Annotated in this window: 13 protein-coding genes and 1 riboswitch; of the genes, 3 read left to right on the forward strand and 10 right to left on the reverse strand. The window is 39.2% G+C overall.

Going from position 1 to position 15,783, the window contains the following annotated elements; all coding sequences use genetic code 11:
* The 3 genes from CXF74_RS10370 to CXF74_RS10380 form a co-directional block, all read right to left on the reverse strand.
* On the reverse strand, window positions 1-671 hold a 671-nt coding region (locus CXF74_RS10370), incomplete at its 3' end, for a hypothetical protein (protein WP_157822375.1).
* A gap of 44 nt (window positions 672-715) precedes the next feature.
* Window positions 716-1,054: a hypothetical protein gene (locus CXF74_RS10375; protein ID WP_101082379.1), complete on the reverse strand. Its 339-nt coding sequence runs from the start codon at window positions 1,052-1,054 to the stop codon at window positions 716-718.
* A gap of 234 nt (window positions 1,055-1,288) precedes the next feature.
* Window positions 1,289-1,786 (reverse strand): hypothetical protein, encoded by a 498-nt coding sequence (locus CXF74_RS10380; protein WP_157822376.1) that lies wholly within the window; start codon window positions 1,784-1,786, stop codon window positions 1,289-1,291.
* Window positions 1,787-2,227: 441 nt separating this feature from the next.
* Here CXF74_RS10380 and CXF74_RS10385 point away from each other — a divergent pair, with 441 nt between their 5' ends.
* A complete protein-coding gene (locus tag CXF74_RS10385) occupies window positions 2,228-3,001 on the forward strand; it encodes a substrate-binding periplasmic protein (protein ID WP_101082381.1) in 774 nt (257 codons plus the stop codon).
* A gap of 114 nt (window positions 3,002-3,115) precedes the next feature.
* Here CXF74_RS10385 and serS read toward each other — a convergent pair whose 3' ends face one another.
* Window positions 3,116-4,402: a serine--tRNA ligase gene (gene serS, locus CXF74_RS10390; RefSeq protein ID WP_101082382.1), complete on the reverse strand. Its 1,287-nt coding sequence runs from the start codon at window positions 4,400-4,402 to the stop codon at window positions 3,116-3,118.
* A gap of 747 nt (window positions 4,403-5,149) precedes the next feature.
* Window positions 5,150-5,220: riboswitch (Fluoride riboswitch) on the forward strand.
* An 83-nt stretch (window positions 5,221-5,303) separates the two neighbouring features.
* Between serS and CXF74_RS10400 the strand changes: the two genes are divergently transcribed.
* Window positions 5,304-6,674 (forward strand): voltage-gated chloride channel family protein, encoded by a 1,371-nt coding sequence (locus CXF74_RS10400; RefSeq protein WP_101082383.1) that lies wholly within the window; start codon window positions 5,304-5,306, stop codon window positions 6,672-6,674.
* 209 nt (window positions 6,675-6,883) lie between these two features.
* On the opposite strand, the gene CXF74_RS10405 is transcribed toward CXF74_RS10400, so the two are convergent.
* Genes CXF74_RS10405 through fadR form a run of 4 tightly spaced genes read right to left on the reverse strand, consistent with a single transcriptional unit; the run spans window position 6,884 to window position 12,061 of the window.
* Window positions 6,884-8,200 (reverse strand): replication-associated recombination protein A, encoded by a 1,317-nt coding sequence (locus CXF74_RS10405; RefSeq protein WP_101082384.1) that lies wholly within the window; start codon window positions 8,198-8,200, stop codon window positions 6,884-6,886.
* On the reverse strand, window positions 8,200-8,808 hold the full coding sequence (gene lolA / locus CXF74_RS10410; protein ID WP_101082385.1) for an outer membrane lipoprotein chaperone LolA: 609 nt from the start codon (window positions 8,806-8,808) through the stop codon (window positions 8,200-8,202). Before lolA ends, CXF74_RS10405 begins: the two co-directional genes overlap by 1 nt.
* Before the next feature lie 5 nt (window positions 8,809-8,813).
* Complete coding sequence (locus CXF74_RS10415; protein WP_101082410.1) at window positions 8,814-11,309, reverse strand: DNA translocase FtsK; 2,496 nt, start codon at window positions 11,307-11,309, stop codon at window positions 8,814-8,816.
* Between the two features lie 41 nt (window positions 11,310-11,350).
* The gene (gene fadR / locus CXF74_RS10420) at window positions 11,351-12,061 is read right to left on the reverse strand and encodes a fatty acid metabolism transcriptional regulator FadR (protein ID WP_101082386.1); all 711 of its coding nucleotides are present in this window, start codon (window positions 12,059-12,061) and stop codon (window positions 11,351-11,353) included.
* A gap of 408 nt (window positions 12,062-12,469) precedes the next feature.
* On the opposite strand from fadR, the gene dsbB reads away from it, so the two are divergent.
* Window positions 12,470-12,985 carry a disulfide bond formation protein DsbB gene (gene dsbB / locus CXF74_RS10425; protein ID WP_101082387.1) on the forward strand — a complete coding sequence of 172 codons (516 nt, stop codon included), beginning with the start codon at window positions 12,470-12,472 and terminating at the stop codon, window positions 12,983-12,985.
* 84 nt (window positions 12,986-13,069) lie between these two features.
* Here the strand turns inward: dsbB and CXF74_RS10430 are convergent, their stop codons facing one another.
* Window positions 13,070-13,261: a hypothetical protein gene (locus tag CXF74_RS10430; protein WP_232772496.1), complete on the reverse strand. Its 192-nt coding sequence runs from the start codon at window positions 13,259-13,261 to the stop codon at window positions 13,070-13,072.
* 127 nt (window positions 13,262-13,388) lie between these two features.
* Window positions 13,389-15,632, reverse strand: coding sequence for a peptidase U32 family protein (locus CXF74_RS10435; RefSeq protein ID WP_101082389.1), 2,244 nt, complete (start codon window positions 15,630-15,632; stop codon window positions 13,389-13,391).
* Between the last annotated feature and the right edge of the window lie 151 nt (window positions 15,633-15,783).

Below are 15,783 nucleotides of genomic sequence, written 5' to 3' on the forward strand. Positions count from 1 at the left end.
TCTAAAATTACTTCTTGCCCTGAAAAATCTGAAAAAAGATCTTTTTTCTTGAGCTCTTCAAAAACCTGTTGGCAGATATCAGGATTCCCAGAAGCAAATGATTTTTCCAACAATAAATGTAGAACAGGTAAAGAAAAACTAGATAACTCTCTAGAAATATCATCACTCGAGTTGATCTTAACTAATGTTTTATAGTAAGCGATATCAGTGCAAGGGTTTGCAGGAAGAGCACAATAAAAGTCTTTTAATTCTTGTTCTGATTTTTGTTCTCGAAGTAAATTAATTGCAGCTGCATTTAAAAAGTCTTGAAAATCTTTATCTTGGGAAGAGTTTTCTGAGTAAGCTTTCTTTATTGTTTGTTTTTCTTCATCTGACAATTCAAAATAAGTTACTGCTTTTAAACATGCGATAGCTATTTTTGTTGTAGAGTTGAGATTACCCAGCATACCTAAAGTTCTTAACATAGCTTCTGCTTGATCTTTATTTCCCTCACCAAGCTTTTGAACAATATCTAACAATACAGGCTTAACAAGCTCTAAAGAAACTTCACTTTGGATTATGGTGGTGTACTTATCCCTCATTACTTTATCACCATATACGGCATCACCACTTCCTGTAGCTGATACACTTGTAGTAATATCGTTTGCAACGTTATCTTGTGTTCTTGTCATATATTGTCTCTGTTAAGTATTTATATTTGTCTTAGATAATCATGTTATCCGACGATTTTGTCCCCCATAACTTTATCGCCGTAGACGGCATCCCCACTACCGAAAGTTTGAACAACTACTTGAGGTGAATTTGCTTGGTTTAGCTGGTTCAATAAAGCTTTCATCTGGGAAGATGACTCAAGCTTTTGTATTACTTCATCTTGAGATTCACATTGGTTAATGTCTATTTTTGTTAATTCTTGACTTAGCGCTAACTCAATCGTTTCATCAATATTCGTTACTTTACTCACTGTTTCTCTTATGTTCTCAACCGTTGGAGTGGCTTTGAACTTGATAAAATCCCAAAGTAATCCACCTAGTATTGCACTGGTAATAAATTCCATAATAAATCCTTAAAAATATGTATATAAGCATACTAAATATGGGCTAAGTCGCTAATTTTCAAGCATACAAATTATATTAAATATAAATTAATATAATACTTGGTGTGTTTTTGTATTTTCGGGCCGAGTTGATATGTTGTGGCCAAGTGATTCAGCCTATTAATTTAGATTCAAATTGATCATTTTCCCTAAGGCGCTTTGTGCCCCAAAGCGAGATAGATTAGCAGCGTCCCTTTAAATTTCACAGCGGGCTAAATCTGCTGCGAAATCTCCCGTATATTTACGGCCTAGCTTTTCAAGTTCATCGATGCTCAGAATAATTGATTTAGGCTCTATACACCTGTCGCTGTTATGTTGATTCGATGTAGATGTCGATGTGGCTTCTAAATTTTGTTGTACCTTACAAAACTGCCCTAGTGAAAAATTGACCGCTCGTAAGTGATCACGAAAAACAGTAGCACTGCTATTGGTGTAGCAGTTAACAATGGATTCAATATCAGGGTTATCACTATTGTCGCTAAGTACATTGATTGTCTTGACCATAGAAGATTCACCATTTGAAAAGCCACCTAACTCACCTATCGATTGATAAATGACGTGCTGTGCGCTTGTGCTCTCGGCTTCATTCTTATCTTCTGAGAGAAAATAAACGCCCAAAACAAGCACAACGATAAAAGAGCCAAAAATAAGCACTGCACTGCCAAAAACTTTCATGGTTTTAATGTTTCTCAAGATATATTTACCTCTCTAATATGTGACTCTGGATTTTATGATATCGCTATTTAACTTCCTCTTTTTTACTCACATATACAAGCTTCTTTACCTAGAAAGCAGCAACCCGTGTGGTTAAAATTTAATAGCCGTTATGATGGTACTGCTATAGTGATTTGGGTCACGACTATAGAGGGAATCTACTTGTTTTATAAGATACTTTGTAGGCCGTTCCGACTTAAAAATCTACCTTGTAAACGCCCCAAAGTGGCGCAGTCATTCAGTCCTCCCATTTAAATAATAATGACCGATATTTACTAAGGCTAACAGGCCCTTTTACGCCTTAGAGAAGTAACCTATTTAGAAAATACTGCCCGTGTCACTTGTGCTAAAGGCAAACTGAGTGTCAATTTTGTACTAGTATTCTAGTAAGTAATTATCATTTACTTAGGTGCCTTTGTAATGAAACTATCGATTAAAAAAATGTTAATGTTATGTTTTGTTTTGCTTGGACTCAGTATCCCGCAAATTAGTTTGTCTCATCCTTTCGACAAAATTAAATGTTTAACGGAAAACTACCCTCCCTATAATTTTTTTCAAGATGGTCGCCTGCAGGGTATTGCAGTAGATTTATTAGATGTGATGCTGAAAAAAATCAAAGCAGATACCGATGTTCAGGAAATTGAAGTGATGCCCTGGGCCAGAGCGTATCATGATGTTTTATATAATTCAGATACCTGCATTTTCTCCACCACTCGCACTGAAAAACGGGAAAAACTGTTTAAATGGGTTGGACCTATTGCCTCGACAACCATTGCATTAATTGCAAAAAAGAACAGCAATATTTATATCAACTCTGCTCGAGACCTTTCTAACTATCGCATCGGTGTTGTAAGAGAAGACATTGGAGAACAACTTCTTCTCGCCGCGGGTATGCAGTTAAAAGACCTTAAGCGCCTTGGCGGAGTGCATGCCACCAGACGTTCAATCAACAAGCTCAATTTTGATAGGATAGATGCCTGGGCCTACGAGAAAAATGTCGCTTTATGGGAAATCAAAAAGAATGGTTTTAACAGTGATGACTATTTGGTGGTATATAAACTGTTTGACGGTAATCTCTACTATGCCTTTAATATTGAAACACCGGACGAACTGATTTTAGAACTGCAGACCGCATTCGACGAAATCAAAGAGGAGGGAATCCATCAAAAAATAATGGATAAGTACTTAAGATAAACGTTGTGCCTCTAAGTGAACGGGTAAACTAGAATCTTATGCTACATTTCTCATCGCAAAAAAAAAGAGCCATTGGCTCTTTTTTAGTTTTTACTGACAGCTAGCCTTCGGCTATTAACCAATATGCGTTAAACCGCCCATGTAGTGTTGTAACACAGTTGGAATTTCAATACGGCCATCTTCAAGCTGGTAGTTTTCAAGCACTGCCACTAATGTACGACCTACTGCTAAACCAGAGCCATTTAATGTATGGATAAGTTCAGGCTTCTTTTTACCTTCAGGACGAAAACGTGCTTGTAAACGGCGCGCTTGGAAATCACCGACGTTAGAACAAGACGAGATTTCACGGTACGTTTCTTGTGCGGGTACCCATACTTCTAAATCGTATGTTTTAGTTGCACTAAAGCCCATGTCACCGGTACATAAAACCACTTTACGGTAAGGTAGTTCTAGATTTTTTAATACTTGCTCTGCATGTTTTGTGATTTCTTCTAATGCTTCAAAGCTTTTTTCTGGATGAACAAACTGTACTAATTCAACTTTATCAAACTGATGCTGACGGATAAGACCACGTGTATCACGGCCGTAAGAGCCCGCTTCACTACGGAAACAAGGTGTGTGTGAAGTGATTTTAATCGGTAAATCAGCTTCATCATAAATCACATCACGACTCATGTTAGTCAATGGTACTTCAGCTGATGGAATCAGTGATAGACCTTGGCCTTCTTCTGTTGCAGGTTTAGTGTTGAACAAGTCATCACCAAATTTAGGCAACTGTGTTGTGCCGTACAAGCTTTCAGAGTTAACCAATAATGGTACGTACATCTCAGTGTAACCGTGTTCATTAGTATGTAGGTTCAACATGTATTGCGCTAATGAGCGGTGTAATTTTGCAATTTGTCCCTGCATCACAATAAAACGAGAGCCACTGATTTTAACTGCAGATTTAAAGTCTAATCCGCCCAGTGCTTCGCCTAAATCAACGTGATCTTTTACGTCAAAGTTAAATGTCTTTTTAGTACCCCACGTTGAAATTTCAACGTTTTCACTTTCATCTTTACCCAGTGGCGCAGATTCATGTGGCAAGTTTGGAATGGTGTAAGCAATTTCTTGAATTTGCGCTGCCAGTGCAGTGAACTCTTCTTTCGCAGCATCTAATTGAGCTGCAAATTCGTTCATTTGTGCGCGTAGTGGAGCAATATCTTCACCACGTTTTGCAGCCATGCCAATCTCTTTTGAGCGGCTATTACGCTCAGCTTGTAGGGATTCTGTTTGAATTTGTAATGATTTACGTTTCTCTTCAAGGGAGCTGACTAATTCAACATCCAGTTTGAAACCACGGTTCGCTAATAACTCAGCTGTTTTTTCAATATCATTACGTAAAAACTTTGCATCTAACATTTTATTTCCCTAACTCTTTAAAACTAATAGTGTGCCCATGTAGGCAGCCAAAATACAAACAACATTTAACGCGATAGTTATCGCTTTTAACAGTTCCCCCTGCTGTCATAACAACAGGTTATCCATCGAAAATGTTGAAAATGTGGTTAATGCTCCTAAACACCCAACGCCAATTAATGGCCACCAAGGTGATGAGGAAGTTGTTGCTTGTTGCATTCACTGAAAAATAGCAACCATAATCAGCAAGCCCAACATATTAAAGGCAAGTGTAACAAATGGAAAACCTTTTCCAAAGAAGCTTCTTGCGTATTGAGCAATTAAATAAGCTAAATTTAAGCAATTGTTTAGGATCAATATTAAGGGCGTTATAAAAACACAAACAATCATTAATATTGAAATACAACATCTTGATGCTTATAATGTTTTTGTGATCTATACCCATGCCACCTCAAAATGCTTTGTCAGGCACAAGCTCGATAACCAGAGCAAGGCACAATATGAGGTAACCTATCGAACGGTAGGATTAAAAAAGACGTTAATCCATTATTGTTATTCACTTTTCGATTGTTGTAACGCTGGGCTGCCATGGTTGAATAATAATCGAGCTTGCGCCCCGTAGGGCAATGAAAATTGTACCCATCTACGTTGTTATAAAATATCGACTTAGAATGACTAGGCTTCAATTTTATGCCTAGTATCTCGGTACAATTTTTCTTGCTGACTTTGCATCTTGAAGTAGCATGGGTATATATCACGGGTGATGGAGTTCCACCTTTAACCGCTCATTTTTTATGTGAGATGATGACCCCTGCTAGATAGGATAGCCCCGCACAGATTCTTAATCTCTTTTCATATCTGTACCTATCCTTACCCGTTAATTAATTTTTAGGTATAAGCAATTATGTCTCACCCATTAAAACTCAATCCAAAACATTTTTTACACATGTGCCGCTGGATAATCATCATTCTTCCTGTTGCAAGCTTGATTGGCGCATTAAATGCCTTCTTTTTATGGCTACTCTCTGAAGCGACCTCAACGCGTGAAGCAAACACATGGTTACTTTATCTTCTGCCTTTTGCAGGTTTACTCATTGTTTATCTATACGAAAAACTGGGTAAAAATTCAGCCGGTGGTAATAACCTGATTATGGATGAAATCCATGAACCGGGCGCAGGCATCCCTAAAAGAATGGGCCCGCTTGTGCTGATTACCACGGTGATCACGCATTTATTTGGTGGCTCAGCAGGTCGTGAAGGCACCGCTGTTCAAATCGGTGGCGCGACATCTCATTTCTTTGCCGGATTATTTAAATTATCCCCTTCCGATACACGCTTATTATTAATTTCTGGTGTGGCGGCAGGCTTTGGCGCCATCTTTGGTACGCCTTTAACCGGCGCTATTTTTGCATTGGAAGTGCTCGCGATTGGCCGTATTAAGTACGATGCTATACTGCCCGCTCTTTTTGCTGCCATTATTGCCGATACAGTGGCTACCGCGTTGGGTGCACACCATACTCATTTCCGAATTGATTTCTTAGAAACATTCCAAATACTGGATAACATTGTAAAAATTGACCCTTATTTATTATTGAAAGTGCTGGTTGCGGGTATTGGTTTTGGTCTTGCGGGTTATTTATTTGGTGAATTAACTCACTCATTAAAAGACTTCTTTAAAGTCACTTTAAAAAGCCCCTACTTGACCGTGTTTGTCGGCGGTATTCTTATCATTCTATTAACAAAATTAATTGGTAATTATGACTATACCGGCTTAGGTGTGTATTCGAGCCGTGAAGGGGGTGTGAGTATTGTCTCTGCTTTTCACGAGGGTGGTGCTGAATGGTATAGCTGGTTATTTAAGTTAGGTCTTACTGCGTTAACCTTGTCCGTTGGATTTAAAGGCGGTGAAGTCACACCTTTGTTTTTCATTGGCGCCACATTAGGAAACACACTCGCTTGGGTGTTAGGTGCGCCACCTGAACTCTTTGCTGCACTGGGTCTTATCGCTGTTTTTGCAGCAGCAACCAATACCCCTCTTGCCTGTACCATAATGGGCGTTGAGCTCTTTGGTTCAGAGTATTTACTCTATTTTGCCGTTGTTTGTTATACCGCTTATTTCTTTAGTGGCCATACGGGAATTTACTCATCGCAGCGTATTGCAGTACCTAAACTATTTGATAGCAAAGGCGAAATTCCTTTTGAGGGAAAAATAGGGGAACTCAGAGAAACACACTCGAGTCTATTTGCGTGCTTGATTAAGAAGATCAAAAAATAGGAAAGCTTGCAAAAGGAATTTTCTAGCGCGTTATTTGGAAGTGGGATTTTAATCCTGCAGGGTTTGTGGTGTTAGCAACCTATGGCAAGCCTAAAGGCTCACTTCCAAGGATATGTAATTGTAGGAAGCCGGACTTCAGTCCTGCAGGGTTTAGGCGTTAGCAACAGCTGATAACGAACAAAACCCTAGAAGATCGTAAACAATAAGAATTAATAACGCTTATTGGGACTTTGTGAATCAAGTTCACGAAGGTAGTCTAACTTAGCGCGTATTTGCTTCTCATAGCCTCTGTCAGAAGGCTGATAAAAGGTTTCATCTTGCAATTCAACCGGTAAATACACTTCACCAGCGGCAAACGCCCCTTCTTCATCATGCGCATAACGATAACCTTCATTATGACCGAGATCTTTCATTAACTGTGTCGGTGCATTACGCAGGTGCAATGGCACATCAAAGTCTGGGTAATCATTCACTAGTTGTTTTGCTTTTGCAAAGGCGACATATACGGCATTACTTTTTGGTGCACTGGCACAATAAACAATGGCTTGTGCGATAGCGCGCTCACCTTCGTAGGGGCCAACACGGCTAAAACAATCCCAGGCATTAATGGCAATTTGCATTGCACGCGGGTCGGCATTACCAATGTCTTCAGAGGCGATCGCTAATAAACGTCTTGCGACATAAAGTGGATCACAACCCCCTGCTAACATACGCGCAAACCAATACAAAGCGGCATCAACATTTGAGCCACGTATCGATTTATGAAAAGCGGATATTAAGTCGTAAAATAAGTCGCCTTTATTATCAAAGCTCACCCCTTCACGGCCCGCTATTTCCATCAGTAGTTCTAACGTGACTAAGCCTTCGATGGCCATGTCGTTCAACAATTCAAGATAGTTAAGCGCTTTACGTGCATCGCCTTGTACTAAAATCGCTAATTTTTGTTTTACTTCATTTTCAAAACGAATATTACTTGCGGCTAACCCATCACTCGCCTCACAGGCTTGGTCTATAACCGCTTCAATTTCACTGTCTGTTAGTTTTTTAAGCAGGTAAACACGTGCTCTTGAAAGCAATGCGTTATTAAGTTCAAAGGAAGGGTTTTCAGTGGTCGCGCCAACAAACAAAATCGTACCATCTTCAATAAAAGGTAAAAAAGCATCTTGCTGACTTTTATTAAAACGATGTACCTCATCAACAAACAATAAAGTGCGTAAACCGGAAGCTTGATTTTGTTTAGCGATTTCAATGGCAGCACGAATCTCTTTAATGCCAGACGTCACCGCGGATAAACGCTCAACATGCGCATTACAATAAGTCGCTATCAACTCGGCAAGTGTTGTTTTACCCGTACCCGGTGGTCCCCACAAAATCATTGAATGGGCAGCGCCCGCTTCTAGTGCTTTACGAAGCGGTTTACCTTCACCCACAATATGAGACTGGCCAATATATTGTGCAAAACCCTTGGGCCGCATACGCGCAGCCAAGGGTTGAAATTCATTATTTACTTCAAACAGATCACGCATTAACGTTGGTCATCCACTTCTACACCTGCGGGAATGTTAAATTTAAACATGGCATCATCAATCGGAGTCAGTACTTTTTTATGCGTTAATAAAAACTCGCTACGTTGTCCTTGCTCTTCAATCACAACAAATTTATTGATATTATTGTTGTTATCGAATTCAAATATAAAGCGGGTTGCTTGAACTTGCTTAGGATTAGTCACACTAAATATGTTGCCTTTTTTAGTGACTACGTAATCTGCCCATTGCGCTTTTGTTGCACCGGCAAGTAAAGCAAACGGCGTACCTGTAATCGCGTCTGCAAAATTAATCAGGGTAACTTGCTCTATAAATGGGCTGTAATACCAAATCGTTTTACCATCAGAAACAATTAAGTCCTCTTCTGGTGTAATCACTTGCCAGTGAAATTTCCCTGGACGCGAAATAGTCATTTCGCCTGTACTTTTGTTTAATAGCTTACCTTCAGCACTACTGACTTTCTGTGTGAATGTCGCGTTAATTTGCTCAAAAACGGCTAATTTATCTTTTAACTGTTGCGCGTCTGCTGACAGTGCGTTTGCAGAAAAAGAGAGTGTCAGTAAACATAATGAAACAAGAAACTTTTGCATGATTTTTAATCCTTAACGGGTGGTGGAGCAAGTACATCACGGCTGCTGTTTGCGCCTGACGGTGAGCTGATAACACCCTGTGCTTGTAATTGATCAACTAAACGAGCAGAACGGTTATAACCAATTCTGAATTTACGTTGAATACTAGAAATTGAGACTTTACGTGTCTCGGTAATAAATGCCACTACTTCATCAAACAGTGCATCAATCTCATTTTCACCTTCGACTTCTTCGCCAGGTAAAATACTATCAAGACTCATTTCGCCCTCTAAAATATCTTTAACATAATTGGGTGCGCCACGTTTTTTCCAATCTGCAACGACCTTATGAACTTCGTGATCATCTACAAATGCGCCGTGAACACGTGTTGGTACGCCCGTGCCCGGTGGTAAATACAACATATCACCGTGACCTAATAACGTTTCAGCACCTTGCATCCCCAGAATGGTACGCGAGTCAATTTTACTCGATACTTGAAATGCAATACGTGTTGGAATATTGGCTTTAATCAAACCTGTAATAACATCTACCGATGGACGCTGTGTGGCTAAAATAAGGTGAATACCGGCCGCACGGGCTTTTTGTGCAATACGTGTGATTAACTCTTCACACTTTTTACCCACAATCATCATCATGTCAGCAAACTCATCCACAACAACCACGATATTAGGTAGCTTCTCTAAATAAGGCGCCGTTTCATCCATGCTATCGCCCTCTTTCCAAACGGGATCAACCATTGGTTGTCCCGTTTCTTTACCCTCTTTTACTTTTGCATTGTAACCAGCCAGTGTTCTCACACCCACCGCTGATAATAATTTATAACGACGTTCCATCTCACCCACACACCAACGCAGCGCATTGGCTGCATCTTTCATGTCTGTCACGACTTCTGTTAATAGATGTGGAATCCCTTCATAAACACTTAATTCCAACATTTTAGGATCGATTAGAATCATGCGTACGTCTTCAGGCGCTGACTTATAAAGTAGGCTGACTAACATACAGTTAACCCCAACCGATTTACCTGAACCCGTTGTACCTGCAACTAATAAATGTGGCATTTTACCTAGATCAACAACCACCGGCTCACCTGAGATATCCGCCCCTAATACCATTGATAGTGGTGATTTTGCATCTCTGAACACTTGGCTACCCAGTACTTGTGAAGAAAATACGGTTTCACGATGTTTATTGGGTAATTCCAATGCAATCACCGCTTTACCGGGGATTTGATCCACAACACGCACACTCATTGCCGATAACGCACGTGCTAAATCTTTTTCAAGACTAGAAACCGTGCTTACTTTCATACCCGGTGATAACGCTAATTCAAAGCGTGTAATAACAGGTCCTGGTAATACGTTAACCACATCGGCTTTAATTTTAAATTCCAATAGTTTTGATTCAACTAAACGCGCAGCAATCTGTAAGTCTTCTTCTGAAACAGGATTTGCTCTTTTGTTGGGGCGATCCAATAAATCAATGCTTGGAAAAGGCGCTAAGTTTTTATCAATTTTACGTTTAATCGCTGGTCTTGCATGTGCCGGTAAATGCGAGAAGTCAGGTATTATTTCAGGAGCCTCATTTACCGTTTCAGCTGAAATGTGTGGCACGTCATCAAGTTCACTTTCGCTAAAGTTGATTTCAGGAGAAACATCATCGTTTTCCAATCCGGAAGCTGCAAACACAAAATCGTCAACGTCCGCTATATCATCATCACTAAATGGTGCGTGTTCATATTGTTCATCTATCTCTGGCGAGAGTATTGCTTCTTGGTTAACTTTTACTGGTTTTTCTGCTTTGGCTGCTTTTTTCGGTAAAGAGAAATTTAATTTTTTACGTGGTTTTTTGTCCACTTTCAGTGAGTCGTCTAATTCTTTTGCGATTAAGCGGTTTTCATTAAATGCTTGAACGTGCGCAGGTAGCAAGCCAATTTGTATGATGCCTTTAATCGTTAATGCGCCTAACCCATCCACTAAACGTAACCAAGAGAAACCAAATAACAATGTGATGCCAGAGATGAGCAGTGTTAATAACACTAAATTCACCGCAAGTAGGCTAAATAAACCGAGCATGCTTTGTGCAATCACGTCACCTATCAAACCACCCGACGGGTAATAGTGGAAATCGTTAAAGTTAAGTGATGCTAATCCCGAGAGGCTAAAGATAGTGAAAATGAAACCAATAATACGCAAGCTTAAATTAAGATAATCGAAGTCGAGGCTAAATTTAGGTTTCCAAAAAAGAATCCACGCTAAAGCAGAAACAATAAAGGGCACCACATAAGCTAATAACCCAAACACATAAAACAGCACATCTGCTGTCCAAGCCCCGACACGGCCTCCGGAATTTTGAATATCCGCAACCCATTGCTGTTGCGACCAACTTGGGTCTACAGGCGAAAATGAAAGCAGTGAAATAGCGACAAAAACAGCACTAAACAGGGTCATAATGACCCCCACTTCAAATAGTTTTTGAACACCAGAAAGGTGATTGATCATATTTTTTTTAAGCAAAGGAAACCTCAATAAGGAGAATTTTATTAATCTAGAAAATCGGCAGGTAATTGATGACGTAACCGTAACCATATTTTACCACTGGCAAAGGCAGAATCACGCACTATTTGCATTATTTGTTGTATTTCACCTTTCTCTAATACTGCCTTAATATCCGCATAAAAATTAAGTGCAATAGAGCGCGCTTCGCTATTAGAAAAATAGAAAATACCAACTTTACGATATAAGTCCTGCAATCCATTTAATATCAATACATAAATCATGTTATTCGATGACACGGCAACTTGATGATAAAAGCGGTAATCAAATTCGGCAAACTCTTCACTGCTAGCATCGATTGAGGGGGTATTCTCTAAAAAGGCTAATACGCTTTCATTATTGTTTTTAGCGGCCATACGTAAAATAATGGTACTGATATTGGTACGCACTGACATCAACTGGTCGATAAAGTCACTGCGTCTATTCACATCTAAACGTGTCAGCGTACTTAAAATATTCAGGCCCGAGGTTTCCCAGAAGTCATTTACTTTAGTCGATTTACCATGACGAATAGTTATCCAACCATCTTTTGATAAACGTTGTAATACTTCTCTTAACGTCGTGCGTGTCACGCCAATTTTATCGGCAAGAAAACGTTCAGCAGGCAGCTCTGAATTGATCGCTATGGAGCCATTCCAAATTGATTCGATCAAATATTGCTCAGCAACATCTGCCGGCCCTTTTGCTTTCATTATCATCTATCTGTTTATCCGCTTTTTATAATTTAACTATATTAATGATAACACAGTCAGGCCTACTCAGGCACAGTCAAAAAATATTATACCCGTTATGAATCATGGTACAAAGCTCAGTAAACGCAGAGCTTAACAATTCCTAAACAGACAACTAAAGCACAAACTCGTTCAATCGAAACGTCTTACAATTGTGATGGCTTGAAGTAGATCAATATCAACAGTGGGTTCATCGCGTAAAATATCCGATATACATTGAAGCACTTTGCATTTAAGTGATCGGGCTATTGCAAACGAATTTTCCTTGCTGGCTTGTATCTTGAAGGTCCATGGAAATAAAACAATGATTTATGTTTGAAATTAGGTATCAGTTAATGTTACAAAGAACAATCTTACCCATTCTAGGAATTAATTGTGTTATCTACTTTAAAAAGCCTCTCTTCACAACGGTGGCCATGGTTACTACTTGCCTTTAGTGCATTAGCCTTAGAACTATGTGCCCTATTCTTTCAACACGTTATGGAGCTTGAGCCCTGTGTGATGTGTGTTTATGAACGCATTACTATGCTCGGCATTATATTGGCAGGTTTCATTGGTGCAAGCGCACCGCAGAATGTGTTTGTACGTATTAGCGCTTTTATCCTTTGGGCTATCAGTGCGGTTTGGGGGCTTTTGTTAGCGTTAGAGCATACTGACTACCAAATGAATCCTTCACCTTTTGCAACCTGTGACTTTTTCCCTAATTTCCCCACTTGGGCGCCGCTACATGAATGGCTTCCGTGGTTATTTAACCCAACGGGTGATTGTGCGGATATTGTTTGGCAGTTTCTTGGTTATTCGATGCCACAGTGGTTAATTGTTAGTTTCACTATTTACACGGTTTTATTTGTTGTTGTTGCGGTCACTGCACTACTTCCAAAGAAAGCGTAAGTCTCAAATAACACAGACATAAAAAAAGGTAGCCATAATAGCTACCTTTTTTGTGTCTGTTGCAATATCATTTTAACACTTCTATTAAACACTAATATCGATGTGCTTGCCTTTACCGTCTGAACTTACAACCGGTGCTACGGAATCTAATAACTGTTTTGTTTGCTGTTCAACTTGTTCATTATTCGTTTTCAGTAAATGTGTATTTACTTTTTCAAGTGTGCTCACTTTAGCTTGATTGCTCATCACTGAACCTACAACGCTCATATCCATCATTATTCCCCTTTCTCTTCGCTATAAATATAGCGCTAAAGTTCAATTTCAGCGACTACACCTATTATCGGCAAGTAAAGTTTTATCTTTAATGAAAAGAGACTCACATTGATGAGTCACAATTTATAAATTATAAACCCTGCGTATATTGCGCCTGAGTTGAAAGCGTCACCATTTCATCTAATGTTACTTTTGATGCTTTATCGCCATTTATCAACTGCGTAAAGTGATTTAGTAGTTCAACTTTGTCTAGTTCTGTTTTTGAACCCGCACCGATATTGGTTAAGTCGATAAAGAACTCATCAAATAATGGCGAAAACTCTTCAACAACATCTAAATTTAAGAATTGTTCATCATTGTAGATACTTGGGTAACCACCCAGTTGTTTATCAACGGCAAAAGAGAAACCTTTCACATTAGTGATCGTGGTGGCCTTTTGACACTTGAGCATACAACCATCTTCAATCGTCGGTTTGTTACAACCTACGGTTTGTTGAAAGAAACACTGTCGACTAGTCATCATCAAGATTGGGTGATAAATGCTGTATACCAACTTAAAGTTTTTAGGACGTTTGATATTGCGCATCTGGTTACGGTTAATTTCATTAGAAATAAACGCACCTGAACAATTTAATTCTTCTTGTAGCGTTAATAACGCATAAGAGTTGGTGGTATTTAAGAAAGGACCCGCGATCCACTCAATGCCCAATTCAACGGCTTTAAGCGCAATACCCGTATTATTTGATACGATACATTTTGGTTTTACTACTTCTAATAATCGAATAGACTCGTTGTAATCTTTACCGATTAATACCGCAGGAAACCATGGAATTAAACGTGGATTCTCGAGGAAAATATCGATGTGTTTATTACAACGTTTTTTCCAGCTTTCAGGTAATTTAAAGTAGATATCAGCATCAGTATGTTGCGCTAATAGCATATCTTTAACATCACTAATGAGCAGCGATAACGTCGGTTTTTCAGAGACTTTATCAAAGCTTTCTAATGCAGGTAACTCAACAGGCGCAATCAGTTTAACGTGTCCATTAAGAATGAAAGCCACATCGTTCTTCATGATGGTTAATTCTTTAAATGGCACGCTTAATCCACTTTCTAACGCATCAAAGTTAATCTCTTCTAATAAGTAGTCGCTCTTTTTAAAGCTTCTAAAACGTTTTTCAATGGCAGCAGGCTCTATCGCCGCTTCGTCTGCATTTTTCAATAAACTCGTTGAACAAATGTGATGCACTTGACCTTCAAATTCAAGCGTCACTTGTAGCGGTTTATCTAAAGAACCTGAGAATGACATGGTTAAAACAGATTTTTCGATACTAATATGTTTAATTTTTTCAGCCACATCGGCGCTGATAGCATTCTTTTGTGAAGACAGTTCTGTTTGTACTTCTTGAATTTGTACCACTGAAATTGCATTTTTTGCATCGTTAGCATGCTGAAAACTGTTATCTCGCGGGTTATCGATAAACATATCTTTACTCAAATTCCCTTTCAAGAATGAGTTAGTAAAGTCACGATTAAAGACTTTATATAAATTACTGTCGTCATCGAGTAAATCACCCGTTTCAACGAATTTATTAATCTGCTGACGCCAACTGTTTACCACTGTATGTACATATTGTGCGCCTTTAATACGCCCTTCTACTTTCAGTGAATCAACACCTGCGTCCACCAGCTCAGGAAGATCAAAATACGCAGAGTTATCTTTTAAGTTTAAAGGGAATTTATTACCCGCATCAGTGATTTCATATTCATCACGGCAGGCTTGGCTACAACGTCCTCGATTACCCGAATTACCCACACTCACCGAGCTTGAGTAACACTGGCCTGAAAAGGCAATACATAATGCGCCATGTACAAACACTTCCGTTAATACATCGTGGTCATGTGCCACGGTTGAAAGCATTTTTATTTCTGGCAAATTCATTTCACGCGATAAATTCACACGTGTCGCACCGGCTTTGGCTAAGAATTTAATTTGCCCTTCATTATGTGACGTTAATTGTGTTGAAGCATGAATAAGTAGTGATGGGAAATGCTTTTTAACGAGGTTAAAGATACCCAAGTCTTGCACGATAATGCCATCTATAGAGGTATTAACTAGCTGGTTAAGTAATTTAACCACCCCTTTGATCTCATGTTCAAGAATCACGACATTGATAGTCAGGAAGACTTCACATTCGAATCGATGTGCTAGGCGTAAAACACCTTTAAGCTCTTCAAATGAGATATTAGTCGCGCGATTACGGGCGTTAAACATATCTAAACCACAATAAATCGCATTAGCGCCTGCAACAATTGCAGCTTTAATCGCATCTACATCACCACCAGGGGCTAATAACTCAATTTTTCTACTCATTATATTCCATTCACACCTATTCAAATTTGTGGCGATTCTACCTAGATCACCTATCTATTGCTAGCACAGTAAAAAACTTATCCACTACAGGTACAATGACGGTCTTTTCGTAAATCTCGAACCACCTCTAATGTGACAAAAATAAGAGGAA

The sequence above is a fragment of the Psychromonas sp. Urea-02u-13 genome (assembly GCF_002835995.1).
Lineage (GTDB): Bacteria > Pseudomonadota > Gammaproteobacteria > Enterobacterales > Psychromonadaceae > Psychromonas.